The organism is Oenococcus alcoholitolerans, assembly GCF_051852995.1.
GTDB classification, from domain to species: Bacteria; Bacillota; Bacilli; order Lactobacillales; family Lactobacillaceae; genus Oenococcus; species Oenococcus alcoholitolerans.
Map to the genome: position 1 here is coordinate 1,208,624 of NZ_CP176042.1, position 16,823 is coordinate 1,225,446.

The 16,823-nt window shown below is 40.0% G+C and carries 17 protein-coding genes; 5 read left to right on the forward strand and 12 right to left on the reverse strand.

Translation table 11 applies throughout. The annotated features are described in order from the left end of the window. Window positions 1-39 precede the first annotated feature (39 nt). The gene (gene helD / locus ACKP2L_RS06730; RefSeq protein ID WP_439425089.1) at window positions 40-2,328 is read right to left on the reverse strand and encodes an RNA polymerase recycling motor HelD; all 2,289 of its coding nucleotides are present in this window, start codon (window positions 2,326-2,328) and stop codon (window positions 40-42) included. Between the two features lie 68 nt (window positions 2,329-2,396). On the opposite strand from helD, the gene ACKP2L_RS06735 reads away from it, so the two are divergent. After that, on the forward strand, window positions 2,397-3,095 hold the full coding sequence (locus tag ACKP2L_RS06735; RefSeq protein ID WP_439425090.1) for a histidine phosphatase family protein: 699 nt from the start codon (window positions 2,397-2,399) through the stop codon (window positions 3,093-3,095). A 6-nt stretch (window positions 3,096-3,101) separates the two neighbouring features. Here ACKP2L_RS06735 and ACKP2L_RS06740 read toward each other — a convergent pair whose 3' ends face one another. The 3 genes from ACKP2L_RS06740 to rfbD are packed head-to-tail and all read right to left on the reverse strand — an operon-like array spanning window position 3,102 to window position 5,805. Next, window positions 3,102-3,941, reverse strand: a complete 840-nt coding sequence (locus tag ACKP2L_RS06740; protein ID WP_439425091.1) for a class A sortase — start codon at window positions 3,939-3,941, stop codon at window positions 3,102-3,104. Window positions 3,942-3,949: 8 nt separating this feature from the next. After that, window positions 3,950-4,966 (reverse strand): lipid II:glycine glycyltransferase FemX, encoded by a 1,017-nt coding sequence (locus tag ACKP2L_RS06745; protein ID WP_439425092.1) that lies wholly within the window; start codon window positions 4,964-4,966, stop codon window positions 3,950-3,952. Between the two features lie 2 nt (window positions 4,967-4,968). Then, window positions 4,969-5,805: a dTDP-4-dehydrorhamnose reductase gene (rfbD, locus tag ACKP2L_RS06750; RefSeq protein WP_439425093.1), complete on the reverse strand. Its 837-nt coding sequence runs from the start codon at window positions 5,803-5,805 to the stop codon at window positions 4,969-4,971. A 92-nt stretch (window positions 5,806-5,897) separates the two neighbouring features. Here rfbD and ACKP2L_RS06755 point away from each other — a divergent pair, with 92 nt between their 5' ends. After that, on the forward strand, window positions 5,898-6,845 hold the full coding sequence (locus ACKP2L_RS06755) for an AEC family transporter (RefSeq protein ID WP_439426223.1): 948 nt from the start codon (window positions 5,898-5,900) through the stop codon (window positions 6,843-6,845). Between the two features lie 8 nt (window positions 6,846-6,853). Beyond that, window positions 6,854-7,480 carry a carbonic anhydrase family protein gene (locus ACKP2L_RS06760; protein WP_439425094.1) on the forward strand — a complete coding sequence of 209 codons (627 nt, stop codon included), beginning with the start codon at window positions 6,854-6,856 and terminating at the stop codon, window positions 7,478-7,480. Here ACKP2L_RS06760 and ACKP2L_RS06765 read toward each other — a convergent pair. The 4 genes from ACKP2L_RS06765 to rfbA form a co-directional block, all read right to left on the reverse strand. Further along, entirely contained in the window at window positions 7,467-8,084 is a 618-nt protein-coding gene (locus tag ACKP2L_RS06765) for an NAD-dependent epimerase/dehydratase family protein (protein WP_439425095.1), read from the reverse strand. The genes ACKP2L_RS06760 and ACKP2L_RS06765 overlap by 14 nt on opposite strands. A gap of 84 nt (window positions 8,085-8,168) precedes the next feature. After that, window positions 8,169-9,152, reverse strand: a complete 984-nt coding sequence (gene rfbB, locus ACKP2L_RS06770) for a dTDP-glucose 4,6-dehydratase (RefSeq protein WP_439425096.1) — start codon at window positions 9,150-9,152, stop codon at window positions 8,169-8,171. A 3-nt stretch (window positions 9,153-9,155) separates the two neighbouring features. Continuing rightward, a complete protein-coding gene (gene rfbC / locus ACKP2L_RS06775; RefSeq protein ID WP_439425097.1) occupies window positions 9,156-9,725 on the reverse strand; it encodes a dTDP-4-dehydrorhamnose 3,5-epimerase in 570 nt (189 codons plus the stop codon). Between the two features lie 2 nt (window positions 9,726-9,727). Continuing rightward, window positions 9,728-10,597, reverse strand: coding sequence for a glucose-1-phosphate thymidylyltransferase RfbA (rfbA, locus tag ACKP2L_RS06780; protein WP_439425098.1), 870 nt, complete (start codon window positions 10,595-10,597; stop codon window positions 9,728-9,730). Between the two features lie 185 nt (window positions 10,598-10,782). On the opposite strand from rfbA, the gene ACKP2L_RS06785 reads away from it, so the two are divergent. Continuing rightward, window positions 10,783-12,033 carry a Fic family protein gene (locus ACKP2L_RS06785; RefSeq protein WP_439425099.1) on the forward strand — a complete coding sequence of 417 codons (1,251 nt, stop codon included), beginning with the start codon at window positions 10,783-10,785 and terminating at the stop codon, window positions 12,031-12,033. Between the two features lie 86 nt (window positions 12,034-12,119). Beyond that, window positions 12,120-13,385, forward strand: coding sequence for an MFS transporter (locus ACKP2L_RS06790; RefSeq protein WP_439425100.1), 1,266 nt, complete (start codon window positions 12,120-12,122; stop codon window positions 13,383-13,385). A 32-nt stretch (window positions 13,386-13,417) separates the two neighbouring features. Here ACKP2L_RS06790 and ACKP2L_RS06795 read toward each other — a convergent pair whose 3' ends face one another. From ACKP2L_RS06795 to ACKP2L_RS06810, 4 genes are all read right to left on the reverse strand, one after another. Beyond that, window positions 13,418-13,696, reverse strand: coding sequence for a hypothetical protein (locus ACKP2L_RS06795; RefSeq protein WP_439425101.1), 279 nt, complete (start codon window positions 13,694-13,696; stop codon window positions 13,418-13,420). Continuing rightward, window positions 13,696-13,926: a hypothetical protein gene (locus ACKP2L_RS06800; protein ID WP_439425102.1), complete on the reverse strand. Its 231-nt coding sequence runs from the start codon at window positions 13,924-13,926 to the stop codon at window positions 13,696-13,698. Before ACKP2L_RS06800 ends, ACKP2L_RS06795 begins: the two co-directional genes overlap by 1 nt. Window positions 13,927-14,091: 165 nt before the next feature. Beyond that, a complete protein-coding gene (locus ACKP2L_RS06805) occupies window positions 14,092-14,340 on the reverse strand; it encodes a GlsB/YeaQ/YmgE family stress response membrane protein (protein ID WP_439425103.1) in 249 nt (82 codons plus the stop codon). Between the two features lie 75 nt (window positions 14,341-14,415). Further along, a complete protein-coding gene (locus ACKP2L_RS06810) occupies window positions 14,416-16,812 on the reverse strand; it encodes a glycoside hydrolase family 31 protein (RefSeq protein ID WP_439425104.1) in 2,397 nt (798 codons plus the stop codon). Window positions 16,813-16,823: the final 11 nt, after the last annotated feature.

The following is a 16,823-nucleotide window of genomic DNA, read 5'->3' on the forward strand; positions in this document are numbered from 1 at the left end:
TAGATACTACCTCAGCTGGTCGCAATAATTATAACAAAATCATCTCGACAAATAAAGATTATGATCGACTCTTTTGAAAAGAGGACTGAAATCATCATCGGATAAGATCGTCAGCTGATGCATCGCTCGACTAGCGACAGTATAAAGCAGATCGCGGTCGGCCGGATCGCGATAATTAACCGGATCAGCCTGCCAAACGACAACAGCATCAAATTCAAGTCCTTTGGCTAAGTAGCCTGGAATTATAACATCCCCAGCTATTAAACGCTGGTTCTCCAATGTTATTAAATTGCCTTTAAAACCATCCTTGATCAAATCATCAAAAAGTTTTTGAGCCTGAGCGGCTGTTTTTGTGATCATAGCAGTCGTCAGTTTTTCTTGATGATTCTTTTCCAGCAAATCTTCTAATCGCCCTAATGAATCCCCCCGCAGCATGACCGGTTTTTGGCCTTGGCGGTCAAAAGCTTCGATCGAATTGGAGTCTGAAAGCAAAGCACTGGTAAAATCAGTTATTTGTTTAGTAGAACGATAGGTCTTTGTCAATTTGATCGTGCGAGTCTTTTCCGGATCAAAGAGGCGGCTGACAGCCTGTTGGAGACCTCGGGCATTATTACGGGTAAAGATCGCTTGATTCAAATCACCAAGCAAGGTAAAACGAGCCTTAGGAAAAGAATATTTCAAAAAAGCTAATTGGAAGGGAGTGTAGTCTTGAACTTCGTCGACAAAAAGAAAACGGATAGACAGATCGCCATGATGACCATTGATAAGATCGAATAAATAGAGGTAGATCGCCGTATCATTCAAACTCAGCTTTTGATCAGAAAGGTCCTGCTTAGAACGCAAGTAGGCTTCTTGCCATTCTTGAGTTTTCAAAGAAAAATCATCAAGATCTATCAAATCAGGTACTTGCCGCATAAAACTAAGAAACAGCTGATTCGGGTTAACGAATATGCCCCGCCTGATCCTTCTGACGACTGGTCCTAGAGCTTTTTTAACGATTTGTTTGGCAAGATCGTTCCGTTCTTTTTTCTCAGATTCAAACTGGTGTTTATCAGGATCGCCGAGCATAAGTTCCAGCTGTTCGCCGGTCAGATTTTCAACAGCCGTTTGTGCCCAGTCTTTTTTCATTTCCGAAGAGATGCGGCCGGAAGTTTTTTTCAACAAAGCCTGTTTAGTCGCTTCTAAGCGCTGGCTTAAAGAATAATTATCGTTGAATGAATAATATATTTTAGAAATGTCTTCCTTGCTGAAAAAAGTTTGTCCTTGAAAATGGATATCGCGAAAAGACATGCCGCCTTTTCCCATGCTCAGAGCAAATTTTTTGACCGCGGCAAACATGGCTAAACTGCCCTTTAAATCCGTTAATTTAACCGATAAAGGATCGTTTTCTTCTTCAAACCGGTCAGCAAGTGTTTGGACACTGATCTTTGGAAGACGATAGTTGGCATATTGATAAAAAGTCATCTGGATCATATTATTTTCGCCAAGATCCGGAAGAACTTCATTGACATAGTCGTTGAAGATCTGGTTGGGCGAAAATAATATGACTTGACCGGAAGTTATTTTGCCGCGGAAACGATACAGCAAATAAGCGACCCTCTGAAGCACAGCGGCAGTCTTTCCTGAACCGGCAGCTCCCTGAACGAACAAAAGGTCGGAATCAGTGTCGCGGATTATTTTGTTTTGCTCTCTTTGGATAGTAGTGACGATCGACTTCATTTTCGTTGAGGAGTCAGAAGACAAAGCATCTAAAAGCAGCTGGTCGCCGACTGCTTCTTCGGTATCGAAGACAGTTAAAATAACACCATCTGCGATTTCGAATTGGCGTTTTAATTTAACGTCAGCCTGCTGGAGACCGCTTGGAGTTTGATAATCGATCTTGCCGAGTCCGCCGTCATAATAGATCGAAGAGATCGGTGCCCGCCAATCATAAACATAAAAATGGCCCTGCTCGTCAGCAAAAGAAGCCAGACCGATATAGATGGTCTCCAATTCAGAAGAACGATTGCTGGAGTCGATAAAATCTATCCGTGCAAAGTAAGGCCGGCCCTTTAATTTTTTTAACTTGTCAAATTGCTGCTGAGCTTGGTTCTGGTCGCGTTCTTTTTGTGCCAGCACTTGCTGTTGAGCGTGAACAGAAGCGCCGGTTTCAACGATCGAGTTAAAATCAGAAAATTTGACACGAACATCTTTCCAGCCTTTTTCTGCCTCATCGAGATTACTTTGGGCACGCTTGATCCGTTCGCTGCTTTGCGCAATTCTTTGATCCAGCTTTTTCAATACAAGATCAAGATGCTGCTGTTCAATTTTAGTAATATCGTTTGTCATAAATCGTCATAATATTATACGCCTGTTTTGGAAAATAATCAGCTTGGTCTACGTGTTAAAATCTAGTTATGACAGAAAACGGTATCAATGTTTATTTTGTCCGTCATGGACAGACTTATTTCAACTATCTGGGCCGCTATCAGGGCTGGTCTGACATCGATTTGACCGATAAAGGAATCGAAGATGGCAAAAATGCCGGCAAAAGGCTTGCAAGCATTCATTTCAAGGCGGCCTTTTCCTCCGATTTGTCACGAGCCTACCGGACTGGCCAGCTTATCTTAAATGAAAACGAAGCTGCCTCAGCCGATTTGATCCGCGACAGTGATTTCCGCGAAGTGTTCTTCGGCAGTGCTGAAGGTTTGAAAAATGACCAGGTCATCGAACTGTTAAATCAAAACGGATCAAAAGACACTGCTTTACCGCAAATCGGTTACAACGACTTGATCAAAAAATATGGTTTCAATGGATTATTAGATATTTTTAAAGAATATGATCCCAACAGTTTTGCCGAAAATGCTGCTGAATTCAATGCCAGGCTGGATCACGGCCTTAACATGATCAGACAAAACTTTAACGACGGCGATAATGTCCTCATCGCTACTCATGGCAGCTTCATGCGGGCTTTAGCAGACCGCTTCAGCGATGATAAAGAATTGGCCAGCAAACGCATTTATAACGGCGCAGTTTCCAAATTGATCTTTGAGACAAAAAAAGACGGCAAAGTAAAAATTGCCGCTTGGAATGATATTGATACTTTTTGGGGTTAGGACCGATCATTTTTTAAAATAGCCGCCGCCGGCACCATTAGCACCTTCTTCTTGACCAGGGTTGAACCAATTTACATGAGCGTTGGTTTGATTTTTACGCATATCGAAAACTCGCAGGATCTTTTTTGGTGCTTTTAATATCGGATATTCTTTTGATAGTGTTGCTTTGGTGATGATTCTATAATCGATATTTGGAAAAAGACAAGAAATGATCGTCATAGTCGGCTTTTTATCGATCACCCGATCACTGTCCATTACTGAAACATCCGTTTTATAAACCGTCGATTGACTAAGAATACGATAAATGTATATGTTTTTATTATCAGCCGCAAATATCGGCTGATTTTTTAGTTTATCTACTTTTTTAGTTTTACCGGCAACTAAATATGGCGAATTTGAATTTTCTTTGATCTGTAAAGAAGAAAAACCGGTGACCCCGTTATTGAAATTATGAGCTGCCAAAGTGAAATTATCGTTAGTCCCTAAAGTTTGGCCGGATAAAGAAGCTGCCCCGATGTCAAGACTGCTTTTACTATAGGGATCGACATAGATCGGCAGCAGTATCCGCCGGCTAGGTATAGCAACATAACCGATTTTGACCTTCTTTTGTGCTTTATGCGGATTCCACTCTATCATTTTGCGGATCTGCTTGGCGTAAACTGAATCTGCCTGGCCGGATAAAGGTCCTGACGGTCGATAAACTTTCAACGGCGCGACCTTGGCTTTTAATTCTTGATAGTGCTGATAAGCATAGCGGCCAACTAACAAAAAAGCTGCCAAGACAAAGACAGCCATAAATATTTTTTGCCAAACAGATCTTTTTTCTTTGTTGGATTTCTTTGCCAATTTGCCGCTCACTTAAAAGTTTTTAAATATTGTGCATATGCTTCGGGATCCAGAACACGGTCAACTTCGCCAATATATTCACGCGGCTGATCTTCATAAGCAAATCCGTGCTTAAAATGGAATAAACCGTCGGAACCGTCAAATTTGCCGACACCTCCAAAATCATATTCGTTTTTATGCAAGGAAAGACCCCACTTTATCAATTCCCATTGGATCAGATACGGTGCACAATGTTTAGCGTAATCACGGTCGGATCCAGCGTACATATACCAAACCTCATCACCATGTGCAAAACCAATACCTGAAGCGATTACCTTGTCATCATAATGAGCCAAATAAATTCTAAAAAGACCGGTCGGACCAAATAAATCACTCATCCGATAAAAATAATCGATCGGCCGGTATGTTATCTGCTGATAATGGGCCATTTTCACATATGTCTGATAAAACTGATCAACGAATTCGTGAGATGTACCAAAATCGGTCGCAACACCACTGCGAATAGAACGGCGGATCCGTGTCCGATAATCTTTTTTGAAATGTTTCATCAAGTCGTCTTCGCTATCAAGTCCCTGATAGCTGAGTACGATATTTTTACGCGGCTGAATATTGCCATGCATGCTGGTTATTTGCCGGTTTCTTGTTTGAAAACCCGCGTCCAAATAACGCTGATTCAAATCATCATCGTAATCGACTTCGGGATCCATTCTGATCAAAAAAGTATTATCAGGCAATACTTCTTGAGCTTCATCGACTAAGCTTTTGATCAGATCAACATCATTAAAATCAGCTATCGGTCCTCGAGGCGAATATGCTAAGAGCTTGCCTGGCACCGCCTCGATCGTTAAAAGAGCCATCGCTGCTGTTATTTTGCCGGAATCATCCTGCCGATAAATGTAGTGATGACCCCAGTTAGCCTTGAGATCGCCCCATAAAGTATCCTGCGTTGCCTGCCCGCGCCAATTGCTCCGGACAAATTCATTATATTTTTCAACTGCTTGCTTATCATTCAAATCTAATATCATTACTAATCCATCATACCCGATTTTTCTAAGGCCGTTTGCCAGTCAATGATTTCAAAACCTGTACCCTTTGCTTTTTGCAGATCCAAAACAGAATACGGCGGCCGATAAGCTTTTTGAGGAAAAGAATTGGAATCGATCGGTTCTACCGTGACTGCTTTATCTTTTAAAATTTGTTGTGCGAATTCATACCAGCTCGTCTGTCCTGCATTTGAAAAATTATACAGACCGAATTCGGCCTTCTTCTCGATCAAATGAAAAATAAATTCAGTCAGCGACCTGGTCCAAGTCGGACGACCGATTTGATCGTCAACAACCGTCAAAATAGGATGCTCTTCAGCTAAACGCTGCATGGTATAAACAAAATTATTGCCATATTGGCCAAAAACCCAGCTGGTTCTGATGATATAAGCTTCAATACCGCTGTTTAAAACAGCTTTTTCACCAGCCAGCTTAGCCTTGCCATATTCATTTTTCGGAGCAGTCGGATCGGTTTCAGAATATTTGCCTTTCTTTTTGCCATCGAAAACATAATCCGTCGAAATATAAACGAATCCGGCTGAATTTTTTTTTGCTGCTTCGACCAGATTTTTCGTTCCTTGGAAATTTACCGACCAATTTCTTTCTTTGCCCTTATCCTCGGCCAGATCGACCTTGGTATAAGCCGCAGCATCAATAACGAAATCCGGTTTTTGGTCATAAAAAACTGCTTCGACCTGTTTCTGATCAGTTATGTCCAAGTCTTTTGATCCGTAAGCAGCGAAATCAGCTTTTTTTTGATTCAAATACTCAACGATTTCTTGACCCAGCTGCCCTTTTGCGCCAGTGATTAAATATTTCATAAACTTTATCTTAATACTGAATAAATTAAAGTATGTGAAAACTGCACTTAATAGTGATAAAATTGATTTTGAAGAATTTTTTAGAGGAAATGATGCAGGTATTTTTTCAAAGCGGATCAGGAATATTGATGATCATATTAATGGTGGCCGTTGGCTATATTTTGGCCAGCCGAGGCTGGTTCAACGAAAATTCAACCAAAATGATCGCTAAATTAGTGACACAGATCGCTTTGCCGCCATATATGCTTTATACGATCATGCATGATTTTTCAAAAAACGAGTTGCTTTCGATATTGCCGGATCTGAGATTCCCGGTCTTATCGATGCTGCTTTTATTTGCCCTTTCGATTTTTATTGCCAAAACTATCAAAGTAAAAGAAAGGCATCGCGGTTTATTCGAATCGATGTTTTTTAATTCCAATACAGTTTTTGTCGGTTTACCCATAAATTTAGCTATTTTCGGCAGTAAAAGTTTGCCTTATGTGTTGGTATACTACATGGCAAATACGACTATTTTCTGGACCTTAGGCGTGTATTTGATTCAAAAAGACGGTGAAACAGTACAAAAAATGACACTTGGCAAAATTTTCAAAAAAGTATTTTCTGCGCCGCTTTTGGGCTTTATCACAGGGGTCATTTTGGTGATCTTGAATATAAAACTTCCAAACTTTGTGATGCAGGGTGCTTCTTACATGGGCGGACTGACCATCCCCTTATCGATGATCTTTATCGGTATCTCAGTGCATAGCGCGGGTCTGAAAAATATGGAGCTGAGCCGTGACAGTATCGGTGTTTTGTCCGGACGCTTTTTATTTGCCCCTTTGCTGATGATAATTTTGGTGATACCCAGCAGTATGCCTTTACTGATGAAACAAGTTTTCATATTACAGTCATGCATGCCGGTCATGACCAATGCACCAGTTGTATCTAAACTTTATAAAGCGGATTCGGTCTTTTCTTCGATCATGGTCACTGAAACAACGATCATGGCCTTGATAATGGTACCGATAATGATGGTGATAATAACCCACCTAAGCTGAATATGAGCATGAAAATAAACTACGATAAACAAGACGATTGGTATTTTAAAAACGGTAAAATGCAATCACCGATCGAGATAATTTCAAGCCGGGCAAAGACAAGCAGTGAAAAAATAAAACTGATTTTTGATTATGCGCTAATTTTTCCAAAACCAGTATTAACTAAACCAGGCATTCAGGTACCGGCTTCTGGCCAGGCACGAATTTATGAAAGAAATTTTCAACTAAAACAATTTCATTTTCACTTTCCCAGCGAGCACTTGATCGATAAAAAACAATACCCGGCTGAGATCCATTTTGTCCATCAAGCGCAAAACGGTCGTTTGGCCGTGGTCGCCGTTTTTATCGAGGAAAGCGTTTTTTCAAAAAATGTCCAGTTGATCATCGACAGTTTAAAAAATAGCGGCACAGAACCGAAAAAGCTCGATCCAAGGACCCTTATGCCGACAAAAAAACATGGCTTTCATTATCTAGGCTCTCTGACCACTCCTCCCTTGAGTGAAAATGTTGAATGGTATCTATTAAAAGATCCCATTCAGGCAAGCTCGGAACAAATAAAAGCATTAAAAAAATCCTCTGGTTTCAACCAACGACATCTGCAGGATATCAACCAAAGGACGATCATTCAGTTTTAAAGACCAGATCAAATACTTGTTTTGCAAAAAGATCTCGCTTGATCGGAGCAATTTTTTTAAAAAAACTGTCCAAGATAGGCAAGACGGCCAAAAAATTCAAAAATATTGCTGGATAGTAAGTCGAACGACGGCTTTTATCATATATCAGGTTAGGCCGCAGAACAAAAGATCGATCGGCCAAATGGTCTTTTGCGTAGTTCTCGATCTGGATCTTTATCTGATGATATTTTTTAAGAAACAAGGGGGTCGGTGCAGCTGAAATAAATACAAACTTCGTTGGCAGATCGTTATCAGCTATAAAATTAATGATATTCACAGCCGGCATTAGAGAAGAATTTTCAAATGTCCGCCCGGCCTTTTTATTTTCAGTTAAAATGCCGATTGCATCGATGACCCAGTCAGCATCCTTAATTTCAGCTTGATAACGATCATCGACAGTTGGATTCGATTCTATCCACTTAACAGAATCAGCCCAGCTTTCCTTAAGCTTTTGCGGTCGTCCAGATCGCGAAACACTCACCAGCTCAGCTTTAGATTTCTCAGCGAAATATTTCAAAAGAGATCTGCCGACAAACCCCGAACCGCCAAAAACAATGATTTTCATAAGCAATATTCCCTTTTAAAAATCCACTTAAAGAAAAAATACTTAAAGAAAAAAAGCCAAAAAAGCTTTTTCCTAATAAATATTTTATTTCAATACCGCTTTAGATTTCAAGGGCTGCCACCATTCTTCGTGGTCCTGATACCAGCTGATAGTCTTCTCGATCCCTTGATCGAATGGGGTCGTTGGTTCCCAGCCTAATTCTTTTTTGATCTTGCTTGGATCGATGGCATATCGCTTATCATGACCGAGCCGATCTTTAACGTATTCGATCACGGAAGAAGACAAGCCGAGTTTTTCAACGATCAACTCGACGATCTGATTATTGGTCTTTTCATTATGTCCGCCAACATTGTAAACTTCGCCTGCTTGACCGTGATGCAAAACTAAATCGATCGCCCGACCATGATCTTCAACAAAAAGCCAATCTCTGATATTTTCCCCATTACCATAAATCGGCAGCTTTTTGTCTGTCATACCATTAGTTACCATCAGAGGTATCAGTTTTTCCGGGAATTGATAAGGGCCATAATTATTAGATGTTCGAGTGATATTCACATTCAGACCATAGGTTTCATAAAAGGCGCGAACTTCCAGATCAGCAGCAGCTTTGGAGGCCGAGTACGGTGAATTCGGCGATAAAGGCGTCTGCTCAGTAAAGTAGCCGCTTTTTCCTAAACTGCCGTAAACCTCATCTGTTGAAACCTGTAAAAATTTTTTTAGACCGAAATTACGGGCTGCCTTCAGTAAATTAACGGTTCCCTCAACGTTAGTCTGAACAAATAATTCGGGGTGGAGGATCGAACGGTCAACATGAGATTCAGCAGCAAAATTGACAACAGCATCAAAATCATAAGCCTTAAAAAGATAGTTTACTAATTCAGCATTGCGAATATTGCCATGGACGAAAATATGATGCGGATCATCCTTTATATCATCGAAATTATGTAAATTTCCAGCATAGGTCAAAAGATCCAGATCGATCAAATTATAGTCCGGATATTTTTTTAACATGTAGTGAATAAAATTAGAACCGATAAAACCGGCTCCGCCAGTGACAAGAATGTTCATTTTTTAGATTTCTCCATAAACAAAATTATTTTCAGCATCCTTCAACAAGGGATGATGCTTATCTTTTTCCGACAAAATAGCTTTCTCTGTATCGATCGGCCAATTTATACCGATGTTTGGATCATCAAAAGCGATACCTCGATCTGCTTTAGGTTCATAATAGCCATCAACTTTATAAACAAAATTGACATTCGGTGTCAAAGTCGTAAAACCATGAGCAAAACCTTTAGGAACCAATAATTGGCGATGATTATATTCAGAAAGTATATATCCTTCCCATTGCCCGTAAGTTGGCGAGCCCTTTCTGATATCAACTAAGCAATCCCAAACGACGCCGGTGACTACCCGGACGATCTTCGTTTGGCTATACGGCGCCAATTGATAATGCATACCGCGCAAAACACCCGCTTGACTTGATAATGATTGATTATCCTGGGTGAAATCAAACTTCAAGCCTAGTTCTTCAAATTTATTCTTTGTCCAAGTTTCAGTAAAGAAACCTCGATCGTCACCGAATATATCAGTTTCGATCAATTTAACATCTTTAAGATCAGTATCTATTAATTTGACCATTTTTAATCCTCCTTAACGATCCTTAGCAAATATTGGCCGTAATCATTCTTTTTTAACGGTTGGGCTAATCGGACCAATTGCTGCTTATCGATATAACCCATGCGGTAGGCTATTTCTTCCAATGCGGCGACTTTTAAATTTTGCTGTTTCTCTATCGTCGCAATGAAATTAGAGGCGTCCAAAAGCGAATCATGTGTACCGGTATCCAGCCAAGCAAAACCGCGGCCCATTAGTTGTACTTCCAACTGGCCTTTTTTCAGATAGCGTTCATTAATATCGCTTATCTCTAATTCGCCTCGAGGCGAGGGCTTGATATCTTTAGCGATCTCAATGACCTGATTATCATAAAAATAAAGACCGGTCACTGCATAGTTCGACTTTGGCGAACTCGGCTTTTCCTCAATCGAAACAGCTCGTCCATTTTGATCGAAATCAACGACCCCAAAACGTTCCGGATCTTTAACTTGATAACCGAAAACCGTCGCCCCTTGATCTTTTTTAGCGGCCTTTTGCAAAATTGCACTTAGACCGGCACCGTAATAAATATTGTCGCCCAAGACCAAAGCCACCGAGTCTTGACCGATAAAATCTTGTCCGATAATAAATGCCTCTGCCAAACCATTAGGATGTTCTTGGACCTTATAAGAAATATTAAGTCCGATCTGACTGCCGTTTCCAAATAAATGTTTGAACTCTGGTAAAAATTCTGCTGTCGATATCAACAAAATATCCCTGATACCAGCTAACATCAAAATAGAAAGCGGATAGTAGATCATCGGCTTATCATAAACCGGCACTAATTGTTTGCTAGTCGCTTCTGTGATCGGATAAAGTCTGGTCCCAGACCCTCCGGCAAGCACGATCCCTTTCATTTTTGCCTCCTTTTGCTTTACGAAAACGCAAATAAAGTATACAAAGCATTTTTAACATTTTGATACAAATAAGATCATTATTAAAAAAATGAAATTTTAATTTAGTAATTTTCCTTTATTCAGCTTAATATAAACAATAAAAAGTTTATAATTTAATCAATTTATCAAATTTGAAGATATTAAAAATGGCCTATAAAAGTCTTAAAAAAATTGCATATGAAGCACATAACGATCAAAAAACTATAAAAAACGAATACGACAGACGCATGAAAAATTACGGTGTAATAAAAAGCGGTCTTCACCCTTATCTAAAAAAAGACGGTCAGATAAGCGATGATCTAGAATCATTTATCATACCTTTGCGTGAAATAGCTATGATCAGCGAACGGATCGAATATAATTCAGCTGAGTTAAGCAAAAATTTAGGTCGATTACCGAAAACTGCCAAAAAAATCTATTTGATCCAAGAGCTGACTAACGAATTAAAAGCAGGGACAGCTCTGGAGGGCTTAAAAATAAATGAAAAAGATATCGAAAGCACTATAACTTATTTTTTGGCCGATAAAAACGGCCAGTATGAAAAAAATGTATCGATACCAAGGACTTTTTATTTAGTGAAAAGTTATTTTCGATTGTTGAACGGAGACTTTCCGCGAATAGAAACGATTATCGATATTCGGAAAATCTATGACCAGCTGTACCGAGACTTTATTTTGGAAGATAACAGACCTGACGGTGCTTTTTTCAGAAGCCGGCAGCTTGAAGTGGATTTTGGCGGCCAAGGAGTCAAAATGACCCTGCCGGCTGATGAGGACGATCTGGAAAACAAAATCGATCATTGGCTGGATTTTATTTCTGATAAAAATATCCCCTATTTAATAAAAGGCAGTGCGGCCTTTGGCACTTTTATGGATCTCTCTCCTTTCTACCAAGGCAACGGGCTGACAGCGAGATATATTTTTTCAGCATATTTAACGAGAAAATTGGACCCATTGACCGGACTTAATTTCAGCCGGCAGCTATTAAAAAATCATGAAAGCTATTCAAACAGCCTGCAAGAATTCATCGATCGCAGAAATTTTGCTGAAGGCAGCTTTTTGGTCAGATCGATATTATCTATAGTTGAAAATAGCCAGCAAGATGCGCTGGAACGGCTCAGTACCGCTAAAGAACGATATCTGCAAAATAGAAAAAATATCGATCGCTGTCTTAAAAAAGATGATCCGCAATTTTATATTTTTGATCAACTGAATCAAGCGGCTGCTTTTTCTCAAAATAAAAAAACTTTGTTAGACCGGCAGCTGATCCGATCAAGCCTTGATTCCGGTTATTCTAAAAGAGCATTATCGCGGGCCATCAAAGAACTCGAGGATAAAAAGATCATAACGGTGATCAAAAAGAATCCAATGGAACATCAAATAAATTTCTCTTTTTAAAAAATTCTTGATTTTTTGTCCACAAGTATGTTTTAATTTTTAACTAGTGTGCAAAAGCACAAGTTAATAAAAGGATGGATGAATAGATGGAAGTGGGAAACACAGTTCAATCAGACTTAACGGCTGAAAAAGCAGAAATAAACGAAAAAAAGCAAGCGATCAGGCAAAAAGAGATCCTTGCTTCCACTTCTTTAGGCTTTACTCTCGATCATATGGATGCGACTTTTTTGTCATTTGCCTTAGCACCAATGATCGTTGATTTGAATATTACGCAGGGACAAGCAGGCTTGATCTCGACGATGTCGCATTGGGGCGCATTGTTGGGCGGCCTGCTTTTTGGTATCTTGGCCGACCGGATCGGCAGGGTCAAAGTTTTGTCCCATACGATATTTCTTGTTGCTTTTGCAACAGTCGGGTTATATTTTGCCCATGACCTGAATCTGGTTTACCTGCTGAGATTCATGGTCGGCTTGGGAACCGGTGGAGAATACGGTATCAGCATGGCGCTGTTAAGTGAATGTTTCAGTCATGAAAAAATGGGCAGAGCCAGCTCCGTTTGCTCGATCGGCGGTCAAGTTGGAAGTATTTTGGCTGCTGTATTGGCCTCATTGATAATTCCTTATTTCGGTTGGCGGGCATTGTTCCTAGTTGGTATTTTGCCAGTTGCGATCGCCTTTTTCATCAGAAGGCGGATCGATGAAAGTGATAATTTCATACAAATGAAAAAAGCATACGCCAGCGGCAAAAAAAGATTTTCGTTAAAAGAAATGGTCAATACACCGAAAAATGCTTATCGGTCATTAGGGCTGACGATCATGGTCATGATCCAAGTATCCGGTTATTACGGATTGATGAGCTGGCTGCCGACGATCATGAAAAATAAGCTTGGTATAAAATCGACCTTATCGGCCGGATTCGTTGATCTCGGTATGGTCCCGATAATTATTGGTATGGCACTGGGTATGTATGTTTTCGGCAGCATTCTTGATAAGATCGGTCCTAAGAAGGCCTTCTCTATTTTTCTGATCATGTCTTCGCTGCTGGTTTACACTTTTAATTTTGCCAGCAACCTGCTCAGCATGACTTTGCTGGGCGCTTTGATCGGTTTTTTCTCAAATGGCATGTATGGCGGTTACGGTGCCGTGATAAGCCGCATTTATCCCGACGAAATAAGAGCAAGCGCAAACAACACTCTGATGGGGGTTGGAAGGGCGATCGGCGGTTGTTCATCGATCGTGATCGGTCTGATCATGCAATATTATAATCTCGCTGCAGTGATGCTCTTTCTCTCAGTCAGTTATGTGATCAGCTTTGTAATAATGTTGACGATACCCGGCTTAAAAAATCGATAAAAAGTTTAAAAAAACGCGATTTTATCGCGTTTTTATATTTCTTTATTTCTTACCATATCGATACGAAAAGTATTTTCAATATATTGATCATGGACAAAATGTTTGGTTGAGCTGGTCGATATTATTTGTCCATTAAAATCAAAAGCATATTTTTCTTTCATTTTTAGAAGTTGACGGATAAAATCTTCTTCATCGAGACCGCTGGCCTTAAAAAGATCATCATAACGCAGCATGTAGTAATTATTGCGGTCATTATCTTCCTGACAAAGCTGATCGATCTTTTGGATGATAATTTCTTCATCGTTTATCATCAAAGCTTCCTCAACCAATCTGAAATAATATCCATAACTCTGTCAGGCAAAGAATCCGGTGAAAAAAGAGGCTCATTACTTATTATTTTAAAAACAAGAAAAAGTATGAAGATAATAAATAATGAGATATCTATCCAAACTAAAGAAACGAAGAAACGGTCGCTGCTCTTCGATCTTCTTCGATAAGGACCAGAAGATACGATTTCTTTATTTGTATTGAAATCTGACATTTTAGATTTATTATAATAGACAAAAATCGTCGAAAAATCGGCGACTTATTGTAAAAAATATAAATAATTGCATTACGAGAAATAGATAGGTTTTCAATAATGCCTAGATAAGTATATCAAAATAATTTCAAAAATGCTAAATAAATATCAAACTTTTTATTCAGTTTAATTATTATTTCGGGAAACGAACCAAGAAACAACTACAACGACGATGATAGCACCGATAATGGAAGGAAAGATCGCCAGTCCAGCCAAACTTGGTCCCCAGTGACCAAGCAAAGATTCACCGACCCAAGAGCCAACTAATCCTGCAACAATATTAGCGATCCATCCCATTGATTTACCCTTACTAGTAAACGCTCCTGCGATAGCACCAATGATCGCACCGATAATAAGAAGCCAAATTAAATGCATAACTATACCCTCCTAAATAATTTTTGATACAGTTCAATTATATATTAAATAGGAAAGCTTGTAATTTTGCCCTTTTTAACTCAAATCAATATCTATTTCCTGGGTTCCCTTATCGACGACAATACGATCATCTTTTCCTCTATGCCAATCATCGTCACTGATCTCGCGGCCGTCTACAGTGATTTTAGTCGGATGTATGCCCCTTAAGACAAACTTGAAGCTTTGATAGGCAGGCTGGTATTCATTGCGAAGATAGCCGATTTTTATCTTAAGATGCTTGCCTGTCTTTTCTTGAATAAAATCATACAGATCATAAATACCCTTTTGAAAATCAAATGTCTGACCATCATCATGATAGTGACGATAACCATTTGTACCATCATCAGAAAAAGAGAATACATCAAGTGTCAACTGATCGATCTTTTTCTCGCCGACATAATTTTGTACCGGATACAGAGGTAAAAAGCTGCCCGCTTTAACATAAATCGGACAAATATCTAACGGAGCATTTTTAACAACATACTGGCCGCCTTCGTGGATCTCGTTGGTCCAAAAGTCGACCCAATCATCCCCCTTCGGCAAATAGATCAAACGTGAAATGCGCCCCTGCTCAACCACTGGCGCTATCAGCAAATTATCGCCGCACATAAATTCATCATTAGTCTGATAAACATTATGGTCATTTTGATAATTTACCAATAAAGGTCTGATCGGTGCGAGCCCGTTGCTTTGTCCTTGATAAAAAAGATCATATAAATAAGGAAGGAGCCGGTAACGCATCTGGATATACTTTTTTACGATCGCTTCTGTTTTTTTACCGAAAGCCCATGGTTCTTGATCACGAGTAAAAATGCTCGAATGATTTCGGAATAACGGCGTAAAAGCACCTACTTGAGTCCAACGAGCCAGTAATTCAGGTGTACAATCGAATCCAAAACCGCCTACATCAGTACCTGCAAAGCCGATACCGCTCAAACCAAGATTCATAAGCATGGGCAAAGCCATTCGCAGATGTTCCCAAATACTTTGGTTATCGCCAGTCCATACAGTCGAATATTTTTGTGTTCCTGCATAGGCTGCCCGCGTGATGATAAAGGGACGTTTGCCAGTTTCTGCTTTGATGCCCTCATAAGTGGCTTTAGCCATCAAATGTCCGTAAGCATTATGCATTTCACGGTGATCAGCAACATGGCCGTCATTATTGAATTGTGTGTCGTCATTGATCGGGCCATTGAAACTTGCCGGCTCATTCATATCATTCCAAATACCGGCGACCCCTTGATCCAAAAGGATCCGCAAATTACGGCCCCACCATTTTCTGACCTGCGGTGCCGAAAAATCAGGATACAAAGCATCCCCGGGCCAAACACGATTGACATACGGTACGCCATCGTGATCGGTTATGAAATAATTATTTTTCAAACCTTGGCGAAAAATCGGATAGTTTCGATCTTTTTTAACGCCAGGATCGATGATAGTTACTAACTTAAATCCATCTTTTTTCAGGTCCGAGATGAGTTTCGGCGGATCTGGAAATTTATTTTTATCCCAAGTGAATACTCGAAAACCATCCATATAATCAATGTCCAAATGCAGAGCGTCACAGGGTATTTGCTCTTTTCGAAAAGTTTGAGCAACTTGACGTAAACGTTTTTCCGGCGTATAAGACCATCGCGACTGCTGGTATCCTAAAGTCCACAATTGCGGCAGCGGTGTGCGGCCGGTCAAATACGTATAGCCGCCAACAGTTTGGCGAACAGTCGGTCCGTAAATGAAATAATAATCAAGATTACCGCCAGCTGCAGAAAAATAATAGTAATCACTGTTTTCTTTGCCGAAATCAAAAATCGATTGGTAAGTGTTGTCTAGAAAAATTCCATAGGCGGTATCGTCGTTTAAGGCAATGAAAAATGGGATCGTTTTATATAAGGTTTCAAAACTTTCAACATGCGGATTAGGGTCATCAGTATTCCAGAGCTTGTATCGATAACCATGCTTATTGAGGTGGCCGGTACGATCACCCAATCCATAAAAATAGGTGTCGCCAAAAATCTGTTTTTTGATTTTGAATGCCTGAGCATCTTTCTCTGAATCAAATTTATGGCCTTCTTGTTCAGCTAGTTCTAAGCCCTGCCCACCGCCGCGACGAATGAAGGGATGGTCTTCGCCCCGGTAATCAGCGCACAGAAGTTTTCCATCAAGATCATAAATATCGACAGTGAAATCATCAGATACCAAAATCCTTAATTTTTCGCTGACGATCTCAACTTTTCCGTCAAACATGCGCGTTTCGACCGCACCCGGTTGAATATGCAGATTCTCAACAGCTTTAGAGTTTGGGTTATCACCTGTCAATTGAGCGAAGAAATTTATTATCGAAGGAGTTATCACTTCTATTTTTACTTGTCCCTGATCAAAATCGACCGAGACGACATTGCTATCTTGTTGATAATTTTTAATCGATCCAAACATAAATTCTCTCC

What these genes read in the sequence shown, in the direction of transcription:
- ACKP2L_RS06795 (WP_439425101.1), bottom strand. Translation starts at nt 13,696, where the DNA reads ATGATAAACGATGAAGAAATTATCATCCAAAAGATCGATCAGCTTTGT.
- ACKP2L_RS06760 (WP_439425094.1), top strand. Translation starts at nt 6,854, where the DNA reads ATGAAAATAAACTACGATAAACAAGACGATTGGTATTTTAAAAACGGT.
- rfbA (WP_439425098.1), bottom strand. Translation starts at nt 10,597, where the DNA reads ATGAAAGGGATCGTGCTTGCCGGAGGGTCTGGGACCAGACTTTATCCG.
- ACKP2L_RS06755 (WP_439426223.1), top strand. Translation starts at nt 5,898, where the DNA reads ATGCAGGTATTTTTTCAAAGCGGATCAGGAATATTGATGATCATATTA.
- rfbC (WP_439425097.1), bottom strand. Translation starts at nt 9,725, where the DNA reads ATGGTCAAATTAATAGATACTGATCTTAAAGATGTTAAATTGATCGAA.
- ACKP2L_RS06765 (WP_439425095.1), bottom strand. Translation starts at nt 8,084, where the DNA reads ATGAAAATCATTGTTTTTGGCGGTTCGGGGTTTGTCGGCAGATCTCTT.
- ACKP2L_RS06805 (WP_439425103.1), bottom strand. Translation starts at nt 14,340, where the DNA reads ATGCATTTAATTTGGCTTCTTATTATCGGTGCGATCATTGGTGCTATC.
- ACKP2L_RS06800 (WP_439425102.1), bottom strand. Translation starts at nt 13,926, where the DNA reads ATGTCAGATTTCAATACAAATAAAGAAATCGTATCTTCTGGTCCTTAT.
- helD (WP_439425089.1), bottom strand. Translation starts at nt 2,328, where the DNA reads ATGACAAACGATATTACTAAAATTGAACAGCAGCATCTTGATCTTGTA.
- ACKP2L_RS06735 (WP_439425090.1), top strand. Translation starts at nt 2,397, where the DNA reads ATGACAGAAAACGGTATCAATGTTTATTTTGTCCGTCATGGACAGACT.
- rfbB (WP_439425096.1), bottom strand. Translation starts at nt 9,152, where the DNA reads ATGAACATTCTTGTCACTGGCGGAGCCGGTTTTATCGGTTCTAATTTT.
- ACKP2L_RS06785 (WP_439425099.1), top strand. Translation starts at nt 10,783, where the DNA reads ATGGCCTATAAAAGTCTTAAAAAAATTGCATATGAAGCACATAACGAT.
- ACKP2L_RS06745 (WP_439425092.1), bottom strand. Translation starts at nt 4,966, where the DNA reads ATGATATTAGATTTGAATGATAAGCAAGCAGTTGAAAAATATAATGAA.
- ACKP2L_RS06790 (WP_439425100.1), top strand. Translation starts at nt 12,120, where the DNA reads ATGGAAGTGGGAAACACAGTTCAATCAGACTTAACGGCTGAAAAAGCA.
- rfbD (WP_439425093.1), bottom strand. Translation starts at nt 5,805, where the DNA reads ATGAAATATTTAATCACTGGCGCAAAAGGGCAGCTGGGTCAAGAAATC.
- ACKP2L_RS06810 (WP_439425104.1), bottom strand. Translation starts at nt 16,812, where the DNA reads ATGTTTGGATCGATTAAAAATTATCAACAAGATAGCAATGTCGTCTCG.